Source organism: Clostridium gallinarum (assembly GCF_014836325.1).
Lineage (GTDB): Bacteria > Bacillota > Clostridia > Clostridiales > Clostridiaceae > Clostridium > Clostridium gallinarum.
In genome coordinates this window covers 1-24119 of record NZ_JACSQZ010000022.1, presented here as the reverse complement: position 1 = coordinate 24119, position 24119 = coordinate 1, and the positions used below count along the sequence as shown (strand labels likewise).

The window sequence follows — 24119 nt, the reverse complement described above, 5'->3', positions numbered from 1 at the left end:
CCAAGTGGTATAATATGGAAATATTTTTCGTATACTTTTTTTTGACTATAAGTACTTTTCTTCAACATTTTTATATAATAATTTTATTTAAACCTCTTTACTCTTAAACTTCCAAAATAATACTGCTATTAATAATATTACTCCACATATAATTAAATATTGGATAAATAATGGATTAGATAAACTTCCAGATAAAATTATTATTGAACCTATAGTCGCTAATATAGGGTTTATTTTTCCCTTAAAGATTCCTTTCACTTCTCCTTCTAATCCCATTCTTAAAACCTTAATGTACAATAAGACATATAACATATAATTAACTGTTATTGATATTTCAGAAACATCACTATTTGGTAAATAGTTATATTTTTGAGTTATGTAATGAACTACTAAACAAATTAAAGAAATAATGAAAGCAACTATTGAAGAATATAATGGCATTCCCAATTTATCATTTACTAGTTTAATTTTTTTAGAATTTGGAAACATTCCCCTAATAGCTAATGAATACGGCATTCTAACATGTCCCATAATTAAACCATTAACAGTACCTATTATAGATATAACTACAAAGGTTAAAATTATTTTTGCTCCCCATGAACCAAATAACATACTAGCTGCTAAATCAACGTGAGCATCTCCTAAAGCCATTATTTTTTCTGGTCCAACATATATGCTTATACCAACAAAATATAAAACATAAATTATTAAAATAAATAATGGAGCTATAACTAATGCCTTAGGTAAGTTTTTCTTAGAATCTTTAATTTCATGTCCTATAGATGTGGTAATTATCCATCCATCAAAGGAAAAGGCAATTGGAGCTATTGCAGCTATCCATGATGTTGATTTCATATGAATTACATCATTAATTTTTATTGTGCTTGGATTTCCAAAAAACACTCCAGCTATAGCAATTAAAATTAATGGAATAACCTTAATTACTGTTGACGCATTTTGAAAATATCCACCTAACTTACCAGATAAAACATTTAAAACATAAAGAATTATCATTATTACAAATCCAATAATTATATGTGTCGCTAGTCCAGCATCTATTCCAAATAACATACATATATAAATACCAGATACCCAAGAAACCACTGCAATTAATGTTGGATAATATAAGAATGTATGAAACCATCCAAATGCACATGCTACCGATTCATTATATGAATATTCAGCATATGTAATTATCCCTCCTGCTTTAGACTCTCTAGATGCTAATTCTGAAATAGTTAAACTTCCAAAAATAATACCTAAAGCAGCTATACAGAAAACAAGAACCCCTAATGAAATACTTCCGTTTGTGGCTACAAGTATATTATCACTTTTAAAAAATATTCCTGATCCTATTACAATTCCTACAATCATTCCTATAGCTGTAAATAAACCATATTCATTTTTCTTCATATTCCACCTCATCTTAACGTAAAAATTTATATTATTCCAAATTTATATGTTCAATCTTACCATATAAATAAAAAAATAAGAATAAAAAATCATTAAATTTTATCATTTTTTTCTAACTAAAGATTCTTATTAATTATATTGTAAATTAAGTATATCAATTTTAAAAAATATATAATTATTATTTTATATAGATATTTATTATATATTTTTTCCATTATATAATTACTTTATAAAACATCTTATTTTCAGGAGGTATTATGAAAAATATTTTTATTTATTATTTAATTTTAATTAATATTATTGCTTTTATAACTATGTATATAGATAAGCAAAAAGCAATTAATCATAAGTGGAGAGTTAAAGAAGCAACTTTATTTTTATTATCGATTATAGGAGGAAGCCTTGGTACCATTTTAGGTATGTATAACTTTAGACATAAAACTAAACATTTAAAATTCACCTTAGGAATTCCATTAATTATATTAATACAAATTTTAATTTTTCTATTTTTAAAAGATACTAGTTTTATTCTAAAGTAACTAATTTAATTTTTACTACAAAAATAAAGAAGATTAATACAAAATATCAATCTTCTTTATTTTATCTATAATTTTAACCACTTTTCTTTTTTTATAAATTCATCATAAATAAAATTTGCATCATTAATTATATTATCTTTAAATTTCATTACTTTTAATAATTTAATTGCATTTCTAGTTGTAGATGGTCCTGATTTAAGCTTATAATCAAACTCTACACTATCCTCAGTAACTTTTTCTCTAAAATGATAATTTTCATATCCAATTTGAATCATTTTAGTCAGTTCAATATCATGTGTTGCAACTAAAATACGTGAATTAGTTGTTTTAGCATAGCTTAGTATTGATGCTGAAGCTGATATCCTTTCAACTGTATTTGTTCCTTTTAGTATTTCATCTATCACTGCTAAAACAGGAATATTACTATTTAATGAATCTATCAATCTTTTTAAACTTTTTACTTCTGATATAAAATAACTATCTCCTTCAAGAATATCATCCTTTATTGCCATTGAAGTTACAACCTTATAAAATCTACATTTGTACTTAGAACATAATGCTGTATTTAAGCTTTGTGCCATTATACAATTTAAAGCAATAGCTTTAATAAATGTAGATTTACCAGAAGCATTTGATCCAGTAAAAATAATATTTTTATCTATAAATATAGAATTTTTTACTGGATTATCTATAAGAGGATGATAAATATTTTTAATATCTATAACATTTTCTTCTATAAATTCTGGACTTACATATTCATCTAAACTTTGTCTATAATAAGAAAGACTTAATGCAAAATCTACTTGAGCTAATAAATTATATATTAAATGAAGATACTTTTTATTTTCATCTAATATTTTAGCCATATTTTGATATACAATAATATCAACCATAAAAAACATCTTTATATATTCAACAACAAAGTCTAAGTCAGAAAACATTGAATTATCACGTTTTCCTAAAAGAAAACTATATTTTTTTATTTTTTTAAAACTTGTAAATTTTTTCAATACTTTTTTTAATTCTAAACTAACCTTTTCAAAATCCTTATCTTTTATTTTTGATAATTTATCACATAACTTAATATTATTTAACAAGTAAACCATTATATTAAAATTATCTTCTAAATAAGTTTTGGCACTTTGATGAAAAAGAATATTAATACATATAAAAACTAAGGTTAACATTATCCCTAAATTCTTAGCAAAAAATATTAGTAAAATAGATAAAAAAAGACCAATTAATAATAAAGGATATTTATAATAACCTGTTATTTTGCTAAAGGCCGGATTATAAATAAAATTAATAAACCTCTCATCATTTATTTTTCCTAATATTAAAAGATTTAGCTTAACACTACTCCTTAAAGATTTATTTTTCATAAAACTATTAATTAATTCTTCTGTAAATTTCCATTCCTTACTATTATAATTAACTGCTCTATATTTATAATATAAATATGTTTCACCTAATGTTGTACTAGTATAATTAGTTCTTTTAAAAACACTATTCATATCAAGGTCATTCCAAGTTAACTCATCAATTTCTTCATTTATTCCCTCATTTTCTTTACGAACTTCATAATATTTCTTAACAAAACTCATATCGAAATCCTCTTGAAAATTTTTAGGCTTTTCTCCAAACTCATTATTTATTCTATTTAACATATCCTTGTTTCTTTTGAAGTTATCATATATTAATACTATTGTTATTAACAATAGTGTTATCAAAATTAATATGACCATATTTACATCCCCTTTAATATAAAATACATTTATATTTTACCATAAATTACATAATATTGATGATATTTCTTATAACTTTTTTAATTTACATCTAATATCAATTACTTGATAAATATATATTTTAATTATATCTCATTTAAATTAAAATATATTAAAAGAGATAGTTTAAATAAAACTATCTCTTTATAAATAAATTATATTTTCAATTATTAACTATCTAGTCTTCTTTTTTTACAATAGAAATACCTAAGTCTTCTAATTGATTTTCATCTACTATATTTGGTGCTTCACTTAAATAACAATAAGCATTTTGATTCTTAGGGAATGCTATAACATCCTTAATATTCTCTGTTCCAGCTAAGAACATTATCATTCTATCAAGACCAAATGCTAATCCGCCATGTGGTGGTGGACCAAATTTAAATGCATCTATTAAGAATCCAAATCTTTCCTTAGCTGACTCTTCAGTAAAGCCTAAAACTTTAAACATTTTTTCTTGAAGCTTAGAGTCGTGGATTCTTATAGATCCTCCACCTAATTCTTCACCATTTAAAACTAAGTCATATGCTTTTGCTCTTACTTCTCCTGGATTGCTTTCAAGCATATCTATATCTTCATCCATAGGCGATGTAAATGGATGGTGAGCTGCATAGTATCTTCCATCTTCTTCTGAGTATTCAAAAAGAGGGAATTCAGTTATCCAAGTAAAGTTGAATTCATTTTTATCTTTTATTAAATCAAATTGTTTTGCAAGTTCTAATCTTAATGCTCCTAAGCTTTGGAATACTACTGAATTCTTATCTGCTACTATAAATATAGCATCACCAACTTCAGCATTCATAGTTTTCATAATTGCATTAGTTACATCATCAGTTAAGAATTTTGCTATTGAAGATTTAATACCATCTTCTTTAATTTGAATCCATGCAAGACCTTTTGCCTTATATGTTTTAACAAATTCACCTAATTTATCAATTGGCTTTCTTCCAAGATCTGCTCCACCCTTTAAGCAAAGAGCTCTTACAGAACCACCATTTTCTATAGCTGATTTAAATACTACAAAATCCATATCCTTTACGTCTTCTGTAATATTAGTTATTTCCATTCCAAATCTTAAATCTGGTTTATCTGAACCGTATTTTTCCATAGCATCTTTAAATGTCATTCTCTTAATTGGAAGCTTAACATCTACTCCTGCTACTTCTTTAAATACATGAGCAATTAACCCTTCATTCATTGCCATAACATCATCAGCCTCAACAAAGCTCATTTCTAAGTCTATTTGAGTAAATTCCGGTTGTCTATTTGCTCTTAAATCTTCATCTCTAAAACATTTAGCAATTTGATAATATCTATCAAATCCAGAAACCATTAATAGTTGTTTAAATATTTGAGGTGATTGTGGTAGTGCATAAAACATTCCAGGATAATTTCTTGAAGGAACTAAATAGTCTCTTGCACCTTCTGGAGTACTTTTATTTAATATTGGTGTTTCTACTTCTAAGAAATTATTTTTATCTAAATAATCACGAACTGATTTAGAAACCTTACTTCTAATCATAAATATTCTTTGCATATCAGGTCTTCTAAGATCTAAATATCTATATTTTAATCTTATATTCTCAGCAGCATCTAATCCCTCTTTTATATATATAGGAGGAGTATCTGATTCTGAAAGAACCTTTAAACTTTCACATTTAAGTTCTACTAAACCTGTTGGCATATTATGATTTGGAGCTTCTCTTAAAACTACTTCTCCAGTTACAGCTATACAGTACTCTGGTCTTACATCTTTTGCTTTTTCAAAAGCCTCTGCATTTATTTCTTCTCCAAAAACTATTTGCATAATTCCTGTTCTGTCTCTTAGGTCTATAAATTGAAGACCTCCTAATTTTCTGTTTCTTTGCACCCATCCCATTAATGTGATTTTTTGAGAAACATTACTTTCTCTAACTTCTCCACACATTAGGGTTCTCTTTAATCCAGCTAAAGCTTCACCCATTATTATTCCTCCTAACTATTTTATAACCTTTGTTATTTCATGTATATTATCTAAACTAACTTCAAACTGTTCACCATCGCTCATTCTTTTAAGCTTTAAAACTTTATTTTGAAGTTCGTCATCACCTAAAATTGTAGTAAAGGCTGCTCCTATTTTATTTGCATATTTCATTTCTGCCTTTATGCTTCTACCCATATGATTTACTTCTGTTTTCACATTATTTGTTCTTAGCTTATTTGCTAAAACAAAAGCCTGTGTCTTTGCTTCTTCGCCTCTAGCTCCTATATAAAGTTCTATAACATCTTCTTTTGGAACTTCTATTCCTTCCGACTCTAATGTCATAATAAGTCTTTCAAGGCCTAAGCCAAATCCTACAGCTGGCATTTCTGGTCCACCTATTTCTTCAATAAGTTTATCATATCTACCACCACCACAAACAGTGAAATCATCATTTAATATTTCAAAAATAGTCTTAGTATAATAATCTAATCCTCTTACTATACCTGGATCTATTTTATATTCTATGTTTAATGCATCTAAATATTTTTTAACTTCTGTAAAGTGTGAATCACATTCTTCACATACATAATCTAATATTATAGGAGCATTCTTAGTTATTTCCTTACAAGTTCTTTCCTTACAATCAAGGATTCTCATTGGATTTTTTTCAAATCTAGTTTTGCATACACCGCAAAGATTGTTATAATTTTCTTCTAAATATTTTTTTAAAGCTTCATTATATTTAGGTCTACATTTCGGACAACCTAAATTATTTATATTTAAGCTTAAGCTTTTTAAACCTAATCTCTTTAAAGCTTCCATCGCTAAAGAAATTACTTCTGCATCCATAGAAGGTTCTTTAGATCCAAAAACTTCTACACCATATTGATGGAATTGTCTAAGTCTACCTTTTTGAACATTTTCATATCTAAAACATGGTATCATATAATATAATTTTGTAGGTTGTGCTTCATTAAAAAGCCTATTTTCAATAAATGCTCTAACTGTTGGTGCTGTACCTTCTGGCTTTAAAGTTATACTTCTATCACCTTTATCATTAAAAGTATACATTTCTTTTTGCACAATATCAGTTGTTTCACCTACACCTCTTAAAAATAATTCAGTATGTTCAAAAATAGGTGTTCTAATTTCCCTTACTCCAAAAGCCTTAGAAACTTCTCTTAAAATTCCCTCAACATAATGCCATTTATAAGCATCTTGAGGTAACATATCCTTCGTACCCTTAGGTGCTTGGATTTCCATAATATCGCCTCCTATTTAAGGTAAAGTGTGTCTAAAAGTTTTATCTTTCCCTCTACCATTTCCTTAATTCTACTAGTGTACTCTCTAATGTCTTTAACATTTCCAAATCTCTCAATTCTATCCTCTTCTAAGAAGACAACCTTAGATACTGCATCAGCACCTAATGCTATTATAGTTTGTTTATCCTCTATCATTTGAATATTATATAAACATTCCTTGCCTTCTTTAGAATATCCCAAATTCTCCATATTTCCAACCATATTTTTTTGTCTATACATATAATATGGTTTAATATTTAAAGATTTAGCTAACTCTCTACTTATTTCATACATTGAAGATAGCTCATCTTGCTTCTTAATTTGTATTCCTTTTTTTAAAATAAAATTCTCATAAAGAATAGAAGCTCTTTTTAATGATAGTCCATGAACTGTTAAACTATCAGGTTTTAATTTTAATATTTCATTTGCGGTATAATCTACTTCCTTTATACCTTCACCTGGAAGTCCTATAATCATATCCATATTAATATCATTAAAACCTAAGCTTCTTGCTAAGTTAAATTTATCTATAACATCTTTAGATGTATGACCTCTTCCTATCATCTTTAAAGTGTTATCGTTCATAGTTTGAGGATTAATACTTATTCTAGTAGTATTATATCTTTTCATACTTTCTAGTTTTTCTAAAGTTATACTATCAGGTCTTCCACATTCCACAGTAAATTCTTTTAAATTTTTATCTTTAACAAAGGCTATATATATTTCCTTCATAATAGCTTCGAATTCTTCATTACTTACCGAAGTTGGAGTTCCCCCTCCAAAATAAACACTTTCTATATTTAATTTTCTTTCATCAACATATTTTTTTATTTCTCTAATTTCATATGTTAATGCATCTAAATAAGGATTTACTAGCTTTTTATTACCACCAATTGGATTTGCTGTAAATGAACAATAAAAACATCTAGTTGGGCAAAAAGCCATACCAATATATATAGCAATATTCTTCTCATCTTTATTTACAAGTTCTTTTTCTTTTCTTGCAACTTCAATACAAAGCTTTGCCTTATCCTCTGAAGCTAAGTGCTTAACTTTAAATAATTCAATTATTTCTTCATCACTTTTTCCTTCTTCTAGATATTTTAAAGCTATTTTAGAAGGTCTTATTCCAACTAAAATTCCCCATGGATAATAATCACCAGTTAATTCCTTAAGAGAAGAAAATATTAACTTTTTAATATCTTCTTTAATATTATCTCCTATAATAGATTCTTTGTAAAAATCTTTATATAAAAAAGTTACTTTTTTTTCATCTATACTTACAATATATTCTCCATTATCTTCAAACTTAATTTCTTCTAATGGATAATATATATTAAACATTTGATATACATCATATCTATATTTTAAATTATTTAATTTAATTATTACTTCCATTTATTCTCCTTTTACACTAGGAATGGATTTTTCATTCTTTCGTAAATAATAGTAGATTTTGGTCCATGACCAGGATAAACATTAACATTATTATCTAATACCATAAGTTTATTTTCTATACTATCAATAATTTCATTATAGCTTCCACCTAAGAAATCAGTTCTTCCAATAGAACCATTAAATAAGGTATCACCTGTAAATACATTATCTTCAACTAAATAGCAGGTTCCACCTTTTGTATGTCCAGGAGTAAATATAGTTTTAAATACTAAATTTCCAACCTTGATTTCTTCATCTTCATTTATATATTTATAAAACTTAGGTAGCTTACCAAAAATTCCAGAAGAATCTATTTCCATATATTCTTCTTCTGCCTTATTTAAATATACATCAACACTATATTTATCCTTAAGTTCTACAACAGCACCATTATGATCAAAATGACAATGCGTTAAAAGTATTTTATCTATTTCTATCCCTAATGAATCTATTTCTTTAATTAAATACTGAGCATTTGCCCCTGGATCAATTATTGCTGCTTTATTTGTAGTATCATCAATAGCTAAATAACAGTTAGTTTGTAAAGATCCAAGTGGATATGTTTTTATTATCATAATACTCCCTCCTATCTAAAAATTCTTTTTACTATCTAATATTAAGGTAACAGGACCATCATTTTGAATATCAACCATCATATGAGCTCCAAATTTACCTGTCTCAACCTTTAAATTAGTTTCTCTAAGTAATTCTACAAATTTATTATATAAAGAATTAGCCCTTTCTCCACCTTCTGCTTCCATGAAGTTAGGTCTTCTTCCCTTTCTACAATCTCCATATAGTGTAAATTGTGATATAGCTAAAATATCTCCCTTTACATCTAAAAGAGATAAATTCATTTTATCATTTTCATCTTCAAAAATTCTTAAATTTACTATTTTATCTCTTAAATATATTAAATCTTCTTCACTATCTTCTTTTGAAATTCCAATTAACAAATTAAGCCCTTTATTAATAGATCCAACTATTTTATCTTCTACTATAACTCTAGAAGATGTTACTCTTTGTACTACAACTCTCATAATATACCTCACTAGTTATTCATTCTATAAACATCCATAACACCCTTTAGTCTTCTTATCTTTCTCATAAATTCCTTTAGTTGTTCTACAGAGTCAATTTTTACTTTTATATTTATCATAGCCACATTTCCCTTAGAAGACTTAGCATTTAAAGCATTTAAAGGTAGTTTTGCCTCTGTAATTATTATCATAATATCAGATAATATTCCAATCCTATCCTCTGCTCTAACTTGAATTTCTGCAACATATGCAGCTCCCTTTGCTGTTCCCCAAGAAACTTCAACAACTTTACTACTATCATAATTAATTAATGCCTTTAAGTTGCTACAATCACTTCTATGAACTGATACCCCTCTACCTTTAGTAATATACCCTTGTATTCCATCTCCTGGAACTGGATTACAGCATCTTGCAAACCTAATCATTATATTATTAACACCCTTTACTGTTATTCCATAAGAATTTGAAGATACAGATTTATTGTTATTGTTTTTGTCAGACTTAGATATATGTTCATCTATACTTCTATTTAAAACTTCAGGTGTTTGCTTTTCTAAAATATTGTCTTCTTTTAATTTAGCTATGTATGATGATGCCGATATTTGCCCTATTCCTATAGCAGCATATAAATCATCCATATTGTGGATATTGTATCTTTTTATAGATTTTTCATATCCATCACCTTTAGCAATTTCTGAATATATAACTCCTTGCTTTTTAAGTTCCTTTTCAAATATTTCCTTACCCTTATCTATATTCTCTTCTTTTTTAATTTTCTTAAACCATTGTCTTATTTTACTTTTAGCTTGATTACTCTTAGCCATATTAAGCCAATCAATATTAGGTCCCTTTGCATTTTTTGAAGTTAAAACTTCAACTATTTCACCTGTTTTTAATTTATAATCAAGAGGTACTATTTTCCCATTAACCTTTGCACCTACACATCTATTGCCAACATCAGTATGTATTCTATAAGCAAAGTCAATAGGTGTAGCACTACTTGGCAAATTAATTACTACCCCCTTAGGAGTAAATACAAAAATTTCATCAGTAAATAAATCTATTTTAAAGCCTTCTATAAATTCTTCTGCATCTGATGTCTCTTTTTGCCATTCAAGCATATCTCTAAGCCAAGCTAGTTTATTTTCAAAAGAAGTTTCCTTATCTTCTTGTGTATCTCCTTCTTTATACTTCCAATGGGCTGCTATACCGTATTCTGCAGTTTTATGCATTTCAAAAGTTCTAATTTGAATTTCAAAAGTCTTTCCTTGAGGTCCAATAACTGTTGTATGAAGAGATTGATACATATTAGGCTTAGGCATAGCTATATAATCCTTAAATCTCCCCGGTATTGGTTTATATATCGTATGTACTATTCCTAAAACACCATAACAATCTTTAACTGTATTAACTAAAATTCTTATAGCTGTTAAATCAAATATTTGTTCAATACTTTTGTTTTTATTTACCATCTTTTTATATATACTATAAAAATGTTTAGGTCTACCATCTATATCACAATCTATTTCCGATTCCTCAAGTTTATTATATAAATCTTCTTTAATCTCTGATATATAAGTTTCTCTCTCAACTCTTTTTTCCGCAATCTCTTTAACTAAATCGTAATATTCTTCCTCATGTAAATACCTAAATGATAAATCTTCAAGTTCCCACTTTATCTTAGAAATACCAAGCCTATGAGCTAAAGGAGCATATATATCTAAAGTTTCTTTTGCCTTTTGCTTTTGTTTTGCTTTTGGCATAAATTTTAAAGTTCTTAAATTATGAAGCCTATCTGCAAGTTTTATTATAATAACTCTTATATCTTTAGCCATAGCTAAAAGCATTTTTCTTACGTTATCTGCTTGTTGCTCTTCTTTAGTCTTATATTCTATTTTTCCAAGCTTAGTAACTCCTTGAACCAAATTCGCAATTTCTTCATTAAACATACTTTTTATATCTTCATAAGTATAGTCTGTATCTTCTATTACATCATGTAGAAGACCAGCAACTATAGTGCTAGTATCCATCCCCATCTCTGCAAGTATCTTAGCTACATCTATTGGATGAGTTATATAAGGCTCTCCTGATTCTCTTTTTTGCTCTTTATGAGCATCACAAGCTAAATCATATGCTTTTTTAACTATATTTATATCAATATTATTACAATTTTCTTTTATTTTTTGTAATAGACTTTCATACATATGGGTTATCTCCTTTGATTTAGTCTAAAATAATTGGCTGGTTTTAACAACCAGCCATTTTTCTTATATTATATAATATTCGACAGGATATTTCAACAATATTAAAACTCATAATCAACTAATGACATAACTTCATATTTGGCAAGTTTATTTCTTCCATTAAGTCCAGTAAGTTCAATTGCAAAATCTAAAGCAACAACTTCTCCTCCTGCTAACTCAACAAGTTTTGCAACTGCTTCAATAGTTCCACCAGTTGCTAATAAATCATCTACTATAGCTACTCTTTGACCCTTTTTTATAGCATCTTTGTGTATTTGTAATGTATCGCTACCATATTCTAAATCATAAGTTACTGAAACAGTCTCACCTGGTAACTTACCTGGTTTTCTTACAGGAACAAAACCAATTCCCATAGCATAAGCTACTGGTACTCCATATATAAACCCTCTTGCTTCTGGTCCAACTATTACATCTATATTCTTATCCTTTAAATGTTCTACAATTTTATCTATAGAATATTTTAATGCTTCACCATCACCTATAACAGTTGTAATATCCTTAAAGCTAATTCCTTCCTTTGGGAAATTTTCAATTACTCTTATTTTTTCCTTTAGATCCATGATAACTCCTCCATTACTAAAAATTATAAACTATATAATTATTATAACTATTTTCATATGAAAATAATATGATTATTTAACAATAATTAAAATAATTATATAGTTATCTTAGATTTATTTAAATATTTAGTTATTTGCTCTGCTCTATCCTTTTTATTGGTAGTTAATAATTCTATAATAATCCGTGCATTATCCATCATTCTAACTGCATTTATAGTTGGAGTGATTACATCTATAATTTTTAATATGCACTCATTATCCATTTGTTCCATATTATAATAATTCATTATAGCTCTTAATCCATAATTATTTGTGTTAATTAAAAATTTTCTTCCTTCCTTTAATATAACACCATTTTCACCTTTTAGTGGAACTTCAGCCCACTGTTCTCCTATAAGAATTAAATCTAAATATTTATTAATACTTTTAATATTATAATAAATTGCAATAGCTTGCATTAATTTAAAAGTTAATCCACTAATAGATAAATTCTTATATCTATATTGACATCCTTTTTGACTAGGATTTATGTATATATAATTTCTTTCTTCATTATCTTCTTTATTTTCCAAAACTATCAAATCTATCCCAAGATCCCTACAAAGCTTTTCTTCTTCTTCTGATTTCAAATCTAATCCTAAAGTTATTAAAACTTGCCCCCCTAAGAAGCTAACTTCATTTTTTATACTTTCAGAAGTTATTTTAGAATTAGAATCTTCATCATGGATTATATACTCTGTATCAGCATTTAAATACTTTAATACTAAGTTTAAAGATGATATAGCACATAGTCCATCAACATTTGGCACACCATAAAGAACTATCTTTTTTCTATTATTTATAGCTTCTACCATATGTTCAATAGCTTTGTTCATATTTTTAAGTATAAAGGGATTATATCCACTAATATAATTTGGACTATAAATACTCTCCCAAAACTTACGCATTATAAACTCCTCCATAAAACTTAAGAAAACACATATATTATAATGTAAAAACTTAAATATTACAAATGTTTTCTTATAAAAAAACAATAAACCTCCAAATTATTAAGGAGGTTTATATTTTTTTTATATTTTTAACTATTAAGCCACATTAGTATTAGATTTTTTAGATTGTTTTTTTCTTAAAATAACCCATGTTGGTGCAGCTATAAATATAGAAGAGTATGCACCTGCTGCTATACCTATAATTAGAGGGAATGAGAACTCTCTAACTGTTGGCACAAATATGTTTACAGCAATAATTGTAATTAATGTTGTTAGTGTAGTATTTATAGATCTTGACATAGTTTGAGTTAAACTCTTATTAGCTATTTCAGTATCTGATGCTCTTCTCATATTCTTAGAATTTTCTCTCATTCTATCAAAAATAACAATTGTATCATTTATAGAGTAACCTACTATTGTTAATATTGCTGCAATAAATGGTGTGTTAACTGGTATGTTAAATATAGCATAAACACTTATTGTTATTAATAAATCATGCACAAGTGCTATAATTGCAGCTAAACCATAATCCATCTTAAATCTAATTGCTATATATACAAGCATTGCAGCGCATGCTACAAATAATGCCACAATAGAGTTTCTTGTAAGATCCTTACCTACTGATGCTCCTATTTCTACTTGAGATAATAATTTATTATCTTCTAAATCATATTTATCTTGTAATGCTTTGAACACTTCTGCTACTTTAGCACTATCCAAGTCCTTAGACTTTATTTCATACTGTACCTCATTTGCTTCATTTGTTACTGCATCAGGTACTAATGCTTTTACAATTTCATCGGCTTCTGGCTTATTAAATCCAGCGCCTAACTCTACAACCATTTTAGTTCCGCCTTTAAAATCTATCCCGAAATTTAAACCTTTAGTAAAGGTAAATCCTAATCCTATTATTATAATTATGAATGAAAGGCTAAACCAAAGCTTAGTTTTTTCTATTATTTTAAGCATTCTTAGCCCCCCTTTTTACTCTGAATTGTCCAAGATTTTTTAAAAGTCCTATATCTACGGCTAAATTAATTAGTACCTTTGTTACTATTAAAGCTGTAAATAAACTTAAAATAATTCCTATCATCAGTGTAACTGCAAATCCTTTAACTGATCCTGAACCTATAAAATATAGTATTAAAGCTGCTATAAAAGTTGTTGAATTTGAATCAACTATTGATGACATAGCATTTTCAAATCCTGCTTTAACAGCACTTTTAATTGATATTCCTTTTGTTAGTTCTTCTCTAATTCTTTCAAATATTAGTATATTCGCATCAACAGCCATTCCAATTGTTAATAAGAAAGCTGCAATTCCAGGTAAAGTTAAAGCTACCCTCATTTCTGCAAATACTATAAGAAGTAAAGTTATATATAAAGTTAATGCTATGCTTGCAAAAATCCCTGGTAATCTATAATAAACTATCATAAATAAGAATATTAAGCCTACTCCAATTGCTCCAGCCTTTAAAGCATTAGGAAGAGCCTCTGAACCTAATTGTGCTCCTACACTTTCAGTAGAAACAGCTTTAATTGTAACTGGTAATGCACCTGAACTTATTATTCCAGCTAACTTTGTTGCTTCATCCATTGACGACATTCCATTAATTACAGCTTTACCATTAGTAATTGTACTTTGAACTACTGGCGATGAAACTAATTCATCATCCATATAAATACTAATAGTTTTTCCGATATTATTTGCTGTTACTTCAGCAAATTTACTTTGCCCTTCATCATTTAACTCTAATGATACTACCGGACTTGAAGTATCATCTAAAATTGATGTTGCCTTTTCAATATCTTTTCCTGTTAAAACAACATTACCATCAGCATCTTTAAATTCTAAGTTTCCAGTTTTACTTAAACTTTCAACTATTTCATTTGAATCATAAGCCCCTGGTATATCAATTCTTATTCTTTTATCTCCTTCTTCAGTAACTACAGTTTCTGCTACTCCAATTTTATTAACTCTAAGTTCTAATAATTGTTTTGTTCTTTGACGTACATCATACGAAACATCATCTTCTTGTATTTCCATCAAAACTGAAACCCCGCCCTGAAGATCAAGGCCCTTTGTTATTGCTTTATCAAAAGACTTAAATTCCCATCCTGCTACAACAAATCCTTTAAAGCCAGCAAATGCTAGTGAGATAATAGCAATTATACAAAGTACAAATAATGTTAAGCTTTTGCTTTTACTTCTCCCTTTCATGTTCTTCCCCCTCTGGTACATTTTCATTTAAATTATATTACTTATGTTAAGTAATATCAACAACTTTTTATATTCTTTGTATTTTATTACCATGTATTATACTAAAATTTATCAATTAATATAAATATTTAATTTTTATTTTAATTTTTGCAAAATAAAAATGAAGAATTGGCCTAAGTTATCTAATATAATTTAGAATAAATTATATTAGATAACTAATTTCAAAACTCCTATAGGAGTTTTTTCATTAATTCTTCATTCTTAATTATTCATTTTTAATTTTTTAAAGGTTTATTCCAAGCATCCCTGATAAAAGTCCTATAAATATACATAATGTAAATTTTATAAAATCATAAATAGTTAATGTAGCTTCTGCTCCAAATATTATACCTATAAAATATAAGACTATGTAAAAAATACATCCTACAGCTAGTCCTACAATCCACCCTTTACTACCATATGATTTTACTGCTACTACAGAACCTAAGACTAATGCTAAACACGAAATTACTACATATATTATATTAAATATTTTTTCTCCAATTGGGAATTTATTCATTACAAAAGAAAAAATAATCGTTGCTACTATAGTAATTACAAGTGCCCATACTAATCCTTTTAATACACTTTTAAAATAACTTATCCATTCCATAAAAATCACCCCCTAGTATCAATTTTATGATTAACTAGGGGGCATTATTCTTATTGTTCTACTTTATTTACTTTTGTTGCTATTCCATTCTTAGCAATTTTTATTTTAGTTCTTTCAGCGCTAGTTTCAATTATAACATAATCATCTTCAACTATTATAATCTTACCCATTATTCCGCCTCTTGTAACTATCTCATCATTTTTTGCTAAAGCAGTTAACATTTCATTATACTTCTTTGTTCTTTTCTTTTCTGGTAGTATTAATAAAAAATACATAAGAGCAAACATTAAAGCAAAAGGTAATACTAGTGATAATATAGCTTGCATTTATTTCATTCCCTTCATTTTTTAATAACTCAATAATATAATATTTAACAAGCACTGTCAATTATGTTAACAAAGGTTTAATACTTTAAGCTTTTCCATTCCATTCTTTTAATTTTTGTTCTTTAAATTCTTTAAAATATCCACCATCTATAGCTGCTCTTATATCTTCCATAAGCTTATTATAGAAATAAAGATTATGCAGAACACAAAGTCTCATAGCAAGCATTTCTTTAGCTTTAAATAGATGTCTGATATAAGCTCTAGTGTAGCTTTTACATGCCGGACACTGACATCCTTCATCTATAGGTCTTGTATCTAATTCAAATTTAGCATTCATTAAATTTATTTTACCTTCTTTAGTAAATACATGCCCATGTCTTCCATTTCTAGCTGGAAGAACACAATCGAAGAAATCAACACCTCTATCTACAGCCTCTAAAATATTAGTAGGAGTTCCTACACCCATTAAATAAATAGGCTTATCTTCTGGTAAGTGAGGTACTACTGCATCTATTATTCTATACATTTCTTCATGAGTTTCACCTACTGCTAATCCACCTATAGCATATCCATCTAAGTCCATTTTAGTAATTGTCTTAGCATGTTCTATTCTTATATCTTCATAGCATCCACCTTGATTAATACCAAAAAGCATTTGTTCTTTATTTATAGTTTCAGGTAGAGAATTTAATCTATCCATTTCTACTTTACATCTTTCAAGCCATCTAGTTGTTCTTGCTACTGATTTTTCAACATATTCTCTTGTAGAAGGATTAGGGATACACTCATCAAAAGCCATTGCAATTGTTGATGCAAGATTGCTTTGTATTTGCATTGATTCCTCTGGCCCCATAAAAATCTTTTTACCATCTATATGAGAAGAAAAATATACTCCTTCTTCCTTTATCTTTCTCATGCCTGATAAAGAAAATACTTGGAATCCACCTGAATCTGTTAATATAGGTCTATCCCAATTCATAAACTTATGTAATCCACCAAGTTTTGCTACAACCTTATCAGATGGTCTTAAGTGAAGATGATAAGTATTAGATAGTTCTACTTGACATCCTATTTCTTTTAAGTCCATAGTTGATACAGCACCTTTAATAACTGCTAAAGTCCCAACATTCATAAATACAGGTGTTTCTATAGTTCCATGAGGAGTTTCAAATCTTCCTCTTCTAGCTCTTCCATCTTTTTTTAATAAAGTATATCTTTTTTTACTCAAATTTTCACTTCCTCTTCTTGTTACTCTTTAATGATCATAGAATCTCCAAAGGAGAAAAATCTATATTCTTCTTTTACAGCTGTATTATAAGCATTCATTACATTTTCCTTACCTGCTAATGCAGAAACTAACATAATTAGTGTAGATTCCGGCAAGTGGAAATTTGTAATTAATTCATCTATAACCTTATATTTATATCCTGGATAAATAAATATATCAGTCCACCCACTTTGTTCTCTAACAAAGCCATTTTCATCTCCTATAGTTTCTAAAGTTCTAGTAGATGTTGTTCCAACTGCTATTATTTTATTTCCTCTTTTTTTAGTTTCATTTATTAAATCAGCATTTTCTTTATCTAAATGATAATACTCAGAGTGCATAATATGTTCATTAATGTCATCAACCTTAACAGGTCTAAAGGTACCAAGGCCTACATGAAGAGTTAAATAAGCTATATTAACTCCTTTTTTCTTGATTTCATTTAATAATTCTTCAGTAAAATGAAGTCCTGCTGTAGGTGCTGCTGCTGAGCCCTTTTCCTTTGAATATACTGTTTGATATCTTTCTTTATCATCTAGTTTTTCAGTAATATATGGTGGTAGAGGCATTTCTCCTAATTCATCTAAAACTTGTTCAAATATACCGTCATAAGAAAACTCTATTATTCTATTTCCTTCTTCAACTATATCTACTACCTTGCATTTTAATTTTCCTTCACCAAAGGTAAAACTTTGCCCAATTTTAGCTTTCTTTCCTGGCTTTGCAAGACATTCCCACTTATCTCCTTCTACTCTCTTTAAAAGTAAGAATTCAATTTTCCCACCAGTTTCTTCTTTTTCTCCAATTAATCTTGCAGGCATTACCCTAGTGTTATTTAAAACTAATGTATCTCCTTCATTTAAATATTCTATTACATCATGGAAAGATTTATGTTCTATACTTCCCGTCATTTTATCTAAAACCATTAATTTTGAAGCATCTCTTTTTTCTAAGGGATGTTGTGCTATTAATTCTTCTGGTAGATAAAAATCAAAATCACTAACCTTCATTTTATTATCTCCTTGTTTTTTATAGTATATTTATCAAAATAATTTTTGTTGTTCTCCTGCAATTTTTCTTTTGTTTTTACTTCTCCCTAAATGTTCATAAGCCTTATCAGTTGCTATTCTTCCTCTAGAAGTCCTTACAATAAAACCTGTTTGTAATAAATAAGGTTCATATACATCCTCTATAGTACCAAGTTCTTCACCAATAAAATAAGATAAAGTTTCTATTCCTACAGGACCACCATTAAAATTATCAATTATAGCTTCTAAAATTTTATTATCAACTCTATCAAAGCCTTTATTATCAACTTCTAACAATTCTAAAGCTGCTTTTGCTTCTTTATAACTTATTAATGAATTAGAATATACTTCTGCATAATCTCTAACTCTCTTTAATAATCTATTTGCTATTCTAGGTGTTCCTCTTGAACGTCTTGCTAATTCATAGGCTCCTTCTTCTGTTATATCACAATTAAGAACAAAAGCTGATCTTATAATAATTTCCTTTAATTGCTCTTCTGTATAATATTGCATATCACAAAGAACACCAAATCTATCTCTAAGAGGAGATGTAAGCATTCCTATTCTAGTTGTAGCACCTATTAGAGTAAACTTAGGTAAGTCCAATCTAATTGATTTTGCGGCCGCTCCTTTTCCTATTACTATATCAAGAACATAATCTTCCATAGCAGGATATAATATTTCTTCAACATTTCTATTTAATCTATGAATTTCATCTATAAACAAAACATCATTATCTTTTAAAGTTGTTAAAATAGCAGCTAAGTCTCCTGCTCTTTCTATAGCAGGTCCTGATGTTATCTTAAGTTCACCATTCATTTCCTTTGCTATTATATTAGCTAAAGTTGTTTTTCCAAGACCAGGAGGCCCATATAAAAGAACATGGTCTAAAGCTTCATTTCTATTTTGTGCTGCCTTAATAAATATATTTAGTCTTTCTTTTACTTTATCTTGACCTATATATTCCTCTAAACTTTGTGGTCTTAAACTTAAAGTACTTCCATCCTCAAAAATTTCTTGTGGTGTTATTATTCTTTCCATAAAATCACCCCTATCCCATAAGAACTTTTAAGCAATTCTTTATTATATTCTCCAAAGTATCAGTTTTATCAACTTTTTTAAGTGCAATTTCAGCTTCTTTTTCAGAATATCCAAGTGCTAATAAAGCTCCTAAGGCTTCTGCTATATTACTTGCATTTTGTGGGATTATATCTTCAAATTCACCTGAATTTTCAATTCCTTCTGCTAAATCTTCTTTCTTAATCTTATCTTTAAGTTCTAAAATAATTCTTCCTGCTGTTTTCTTTCCTATTCCAGGAGCCTTACATAAATGTTTTTCGTCTCCCATCATAATTGCATATCTTAAATTATTTATTCTACTAATAGAAAGTAGAGATAGCGCTGCCTTTGAACCTACTCCATTTATAGATATCAGAAGCTTAAACATCTCAAGTTCTTCTTTAGTATCAAAGCCATATAATCCTAAGAAATCTTCTCTAACTATTTGCTCAAGAAAAACTTTAACTTCTTCATCAATTTTAGGCATAGATGCCATAGTTGCTCCTGAAGTAAAAATTTTATATCCAATTCCATTATTCTCAACAATTATATAATCCTTATTTATTCCTTTATATTTTCCTACAATGTATTCATACATACAACTACCCCTCCTTCATGCTTATTAACCATTTTAATCTACACTATACTTTATCATTATAGCTAAAATAATTCAAGGCAAAAAAATAAGGCTGCTTAAGCAGCCTTTAAAATTCTTCTTCCTTACTCTGTCTAGATATATTGAGCAGTATTCCAACGGCTCCTAAGTTAAATACGAGAGAAGTTCCTCCATAACTAATAAAAGGCATTGGAACTCCAGTTACTGGCATAGAACCAGTTACTACTGCAATATTGATTATGGCCTGAATAGCTATAACAGAAATTATTCCTATGCCTAATAATAATCCATAATTATCTCTAGCTTGAATTGCTATACTTACACCTTTTGTTATTATAAAAATAAAAATACATATTATAGCAATACAGCCAATTAACCCAAGTTCTTCACCTATTATAGCAAAAATAAAATCATTATGAGGTTCTGGCATAAATAAAGCTTTTTGTCTTGAATTGCCAAGCCCAACTCCAAAAATCCCCCCTGAACCTAATGCATAAAAAGATTGTATTAACTGATAACTATCTTGTGATGTATCTGCCCAAGGGTTTAAAAAACTAGTTAATCTTTTTACTCTATAGCTTTGTGTAAATATAAGTCCAATACCTGCTGCTATACCTATTGGTACTAATGAAAATAAATGACTAAGCTTAGCTCCTCCAACTAATATCATTACACAAGCTACCATCATAACTATTGCTGTTATACTTAGGTTTTTTTGAAGTAATATTAATCCTGCAAAAACCCCTGCTACACATAAATAGAAAAGAGTTCCTTCTTTAAATTTTCTTATCTTACCTTTTCTTCTATCTATAAGTAATGCTAAATATAATACAACTACATACTTAGCTAGTTCAGAAGGTTGGAAAGATAAAGGACCAAATCTTATCCACCTACTTGCACCATTTATATTTGCCCCTATAAATAATACTATTACTAAGAAACCTAATGTAATTAATACTAACCACGGAGTCCATTTCTTATATATATGATAATCTAAAGACATAGTAATAAACATACCTATTATTCCTACTATAGCCCATGTTATTTCTTTAATAAAATAAAAATCAGAATTATATACATCCTTTTGATATAAAGCATAATATGAACTTGAAGAATATACCATAACTATTCCTATAAAAAGCAATAGAAATATACCACATAATAGTCCATAATCTATGCTCTTCATACTATACTTCTTTTTCCTTCTTTTTAAATTTCTCTCCTTTTTTATATTAGTTCTTTTAACTTTATTCATTTTATCTCCAATCATCCTATTCTTTCAAACTTAATGTTACTTTTGTTCCTTTTTCTATAAGCTTTCCAGCTACAACATCTTGTCCATCTACTATACCTACACCATTACTTCTAAAACTTATATTTAGACTATTTAATATGTTCGTAGCTTCTTCTAAAGTTTTACCTTTTAAGTTTGGCATAATAATCTTATTAGAATCTATTTTATCATCTACTATATTAACACTAATATTTGATCCTTCTTCTACTAACGCTCCAGGATATGGCTCCATATTAGTAACCTTAGATCCTGTACTATCAATTATAATATTTAAATTAAGTTCTTCTAAAATCTTCTTTGCTTCATCTATACTTTTACCTCTTAACTCAGGAACTACCACCTTTACTTTTTCTGTATATTTTTCCTTATATACTTGGGAATCCATATAAGTAAATAACTCTGTATATAATGACTTTAATATTGGAGTAGTAACTGGTCCTCCATAATATTGACCTGCACTTGGTTCAACTACTTTAATATATATTGTAACTTGCGGGTCATCAACTGGATATAAAGATAAAACTGAAGCTATATATTTATCTGATGAATATCCTCCATTTACAGTATCTACTGTTTGAGCTGTTCCAGTTTTTCCACCAACTCTTCTATTCTTATCCCCCATAAAGGTTCCAATTTCTCCACCAGCATTTATTGTTCTTTCTAAATAATCTCTTATAATTGCTGTTGTTCCTTCTGATATAACAGATTCTTTGACAATTGGTGTAAAAACATCATCAATAACTTTTGTACCGTTACTTGATTTATAACTAATTTCTTTCATAATATGAGGTTGAATTAAATCTCCACCATTAGCTATAGCATTGAATGCTTGTAATAATTGAAGACTATTAACTGTATTAGTTTGACCAAATGCTATAGTTGCTAAATCCATCTCACTCATATCACTAACTGATTTAACTATTCCTTCAGACTCTCCTGGTAAATCAACACCTGTTACTTGTCCAAATCCTAACTTATCTATATAATTTTTTAAGCTTACATTTCCAAGTCTTGCTCCAACCTCCATAAATCCTACATTACATGAATTTTGTAAAATCTGTGCAAGAGTTTGAGTCCCATGTCCAGATGTATTCCAACATTTTATTGTTATAGAACCAAATTTCACTCCACCATCACAATAAAAAGTATCACTTTCACTTACAACTCCTTCTTCTAAAGCTGCTGCTAAAGTAAAGTTTTTAAAAGTTGATCCTGGCTCAAAAGAATCACTTATAGCTCCATTTCTAAACATATTTTGAAGTTTATCAAAATCATTATCTCCATCAAAGCTTTCATAATCTTCATAAGGAGTATTTGGATTAAAATCAGGTTTATTAACCATAGCAAGTATTTCTCCATTATTAGGATTCATTACAACAATACTTACTTCTTTAGCCTTATTATCTTCATAACCTTTTTCTGCTGCTTTTTCAGCAATTAGCTGTATATTTTCATCTATAGTAAGTGCAACTGTTTTTCCATCAACTGGACTAGTGTATTTTACTGTTTGAAAAGGTAATTCATCTAGACTTCCATCTACTTCTGCAATTTTATATCCTGCTATACCCTTAAGTTCATAATCATATTGTAACTCAATTCCATTTAATCCTGTATTGTCTGAATTTACACTTCCTAATACATGAGATAAAAAGTTGTCATTTGGATAATATCTTTTAGGACTAATTGATGTAACAACTCCATATATATTTAAGGCTTTAATTTTATCTGCTAATTCCTTATCTATCCCTTTAATAAGAGTACTTGTTGTTATTTTAGTTCCATCTTCACTTGTAGTATTTAATTTTTGTTTAACTTCATTTAAAGGTACTCCAGAAGCTTCTGATAACTGCTCAGCTATTTCATCTTTTGTTACTCCCTCATCCTCCATATGTATTTCTATAGCTTCTAAATCTAAATCTACTCTATAAACATCAATAGATGTAGCAAGAATTGCTCCATTTCTATCTGTTATATCTCCTCTATCTGCTTCAACTGTAACTTGAGAATTCCATTGTCCCTGTGCCATATGTTTGTACTCTTTACTTTTATAAATCATAATATATGTTAATCTACCTATTAGTAATAATAAAATAGTACAAATAAAAATAGTTACATATAAAGCTCTCTCCTTTGAATTACTCTTATTACTACTTCTTCCTTTTACCTTAGCATTCCTAACTCTTCTTTCCATCCTAAACCCCCAAGGTTATTATTATATTTTCATATGTTTTATTATTTAATTATAACAAATATTAAATCATTATGTAAATTAGTAGCTTATCCTTAACTTAAGTCATGTACCACCAGCTTAGCTGGTGGCTTGATTAAGCCCTATAAGGGCATGATACTGGCGGCACTACTCGTGC

21 protein-coding genes are annotated in these 24119 nt (G+C 28.1%); 1 reads left to right on the top strand and 20 read right to left on the bottom strand.

The genetic code is table 11. The features are described 5' to 3' along the window. Positions 1-87: 87 nt before the first annotated feature. Complete coding sequence (locus H9660_RS07675; RefSeq protein ID WP_191749790.1) at positions 88-1413, bottom strand: APC family permease; 1326 nt, start codon at positions 1411-1413, stop codon at positions 88-90. A 257-nt stretch (positions 1414-1670) separates the two neighbouring features. On the opposite strand from H9660_RS07675, the gene H9660_RS07670 reads away from it, so the two are divergent. Continuing rightward, complete coding sequence (locus H9660_RS07670) at positions 1671-1952, top strand: DUF1294 domain-containing protein (protein ID WP_191749789.1); 282 nt, start codon at positions 1671-1673, stop codon at positions 1950-1952. Between the two features lie 65 nt (positions 1953-2017). On the opposite strand, the gene H9660_RS07665 is transcribed toward H9660_RS07670, so the two are convergent. The 19 genes from H9660_RS07665 to H9660_RS07575 all read right to left on the bottom strand — a co-directional run bounded on the left by H9660_RS07665 (position 2018) and on the right by H9660_RS07575 (position 23944). After that, complete coding sequence (locus tag H9660_RS07665) at positions 2018-3697, bottom strand: MutS-related protein (RefSeq protein ID WP_191749788.1); 1680 nt, start codon at positions 3695-3697, stop codon at positions 2018-2020. A 217-nt stretch (positions 3698-3914) separates the two neighbouring features. After that, on the bottom strand, positions 3915-5699 hold the full coding sequence (aspS, locus tag H9660_RS07660; RefSeq protein WP_191749787.1) for an aspartate--tRNA ligase: 1785 nt from the start codon (positions 5697-5699) through the stop codon (positions 3915-3917). A gap of 15 nt (positions 5700-5714) precedes the next feature. Continuing rightward, complete coding sequence (gene hisS / locus H9660_RS07655) at positions 5715-6962, bottom strand: histidine--tRNA ligase (RefSeq protein WP_191749786.1); 1248 nt, start codon at positions 6960-6962, stop codon at positions 5715-5717. Between the two features lie 11 nt (positions 6963-6973). Continuing rightward, a complete protein-coding gene (locus tag H9660_RS07650; RefSeq protein ID WP_191749785.1) occupies positions 6974-8398 on the bottom strand; it encodes a coproporphyrinogen III oxidase in 1425 nt (474 codons plus the stop codon). Between the two features lie 11 nt (positions 8399-8409). Further along, positions 8410-9012, bottom strand: coding sequence for an MBL fold metallo-hydrolase (locus H9660_RS07645; protein ID WP_191749784.1), 603 nt, complete (start codon positions 9010-9012; stop codon positions 8410-8412). Between the two features lie 15 nt (positions 9013-9027). Continuing rightward, entirely contained in the window at positions 9028-9477 is a 450-nt protein-coding gene (gene dtd, locus H9660_RS07640) for a D-aminoacyl-tRNA deacylase (RefSeq protein WP_191749783.1), read from the bottom strand. Positions 9478-9488: 11 nt separating this feature from the next. Next, positions 9489-11681, bottom strand: coding sequence for a RelA/SpoT family protein (locus H9660_RS07635; protein WP_191749782.1), 2193 nt, complete (start codon positions 11679-11681; stop codon positions 9489-9491). A gap of 101 nt (positions 11682-11782) precedes the next feature. Next, positions 11783-12301 carry an adenine phosphoribosyltransferase gene (locus H9660_RS07630; protein ID WP_191749781.1) on the bottom strand — a complete coding sequence of 173 codons (519 nt, stop codon included), beginning with the start codon at positions 12299-12301 and terminating at the stop codon, positions 11783-11785. A gap of 95 nt (positions 12302-12396) precedes the next feature. Further along, positions 12397-13248, bottom strand: a complete 852-nt coding sequence (locus H9660_RS07625; protein WP_191749780.1) for a DHH family phosphoesterase — start codon at positions 13246-13248, stop codon at positions 12397-12399. Between the two features lie 138 nt (positions 13249-13386). After that, complete coding sequence (secF, locus tag H9660_RS07620; protein ID WP_191749779.1) at positions 13387-14259, bottom strand: protein translocase subunit SecF; 873 nt, start codon at positions 14257-14259, stop codon at positions 13387-13389. Then, entirely contained in the window at positions 14252-15511 is a 1260-nt protein-coding gene (gene secD, locus H9660_RS07615) for a protein translocase subunit SecD (RefSeq protein ID WP_191749778.1), read from the bottom strand. Before secD ends, secF begins: the two co-directional genes overlap by 8 nt. Before the next feature lie 283 nt (positions 15512-15794). Further along, positions 15795-16163 (bottom strand): TIGR04086 family membrane protein, encoded by a 369-nt coding sequence (locus tag H9660_RS07610; protein ID WP_191749777.1) that lies wholly within the window; start codon positions 16161-16163, stop codon positions 15795-15797. Between the two features lie 50 nt (positions 16164-16213). Next, a complete protein-coding gene (yajC, locus tag H9660_RS07605; protein WP_191749776.1) occupies positions 16214-16489 on the bottom strand; it encodes a preprotein translocase subunit YajC in 276 nt (91 codons plus the stop codon). Between the two features lie 85 nt (positions 16490-16574). Next, positions 16575-17717, bottom strand: a complete 1143-nt coding sequence (gene tgt / locus H9660_RS07600) for a tRNA guanosine(34) transglycosylase Tgt (RefSeq protein WP_191749775.1) — start codon at positions 17715-17717, stop codon at positions 16575-16577. A 20-nt stretch (positions 17718-17737) separates the two neighbouring features. Beyond that, positions 17738-18766: a tRNA preQ1(34) S-adenosylmethionine ribosyltransferase-isomerase QueA gene (queA, locus tag H9660_RS07595; protein WP_191749774.1), complete on the bottom strand. Its 1029-nt coding sequence runs from the start codon at positions 18764-18766 to the stop codon at positions 17738-17740. A 33-nt stretch (positions 18767-18799) separates the two neighbouring features. Further along, complete coding sequence (gene ruvB / locus H9660_RS07590) at positions 18800-19825, bottom strand: Holliday junction branch migration DNA helicase RuvB (protein ID WP_191749773.1); 1026 nt, start codon at positions 19823-19825, stop codon at positions 18800-18802. A 10-nt stretch (positions 19826-19835) separates the two neighbouring features. Next, positions 19836-20441 carry a Holliday junction branch migration protein RuvA gene (ruvA, locus tag H9660_RS07585; RefSeq protein ID WP_191749772.1) on the bottom strand — a complete coding sequence of 202 codons (606 nt, stop codon included), beginning with the start codon at positions 20439-20441 and terminating at the stop codon, positions 19836-19838. A gap of 106 nt (positions 20442-20547) precedes the next feature. Then, the gene (gene spoVE / locus H9660_RS07580; protein ID WP_191749771.1) at positions 20548-21714 is read right to left on the bottom strand and encodes a stage V sporulation protein E; all 1167 of its coding nucleotides are present in this window, start codon (positions 21712-21714) and stop codon (positions 20548-20550) included. Between the two features lie 16 nt (positions 21715-21730). Then, positions 21731-23944, bottom strand: coding sequence for a stage V sporulation protein D (locus H9660_RS07575; protein WP_191749770.1), 2214 nt, complete (start codon positions 23942-23944; stop codon positions 21731-21733). Between the last annotated feature and the right edge of the window lie 175 nt (positions 23945-24119).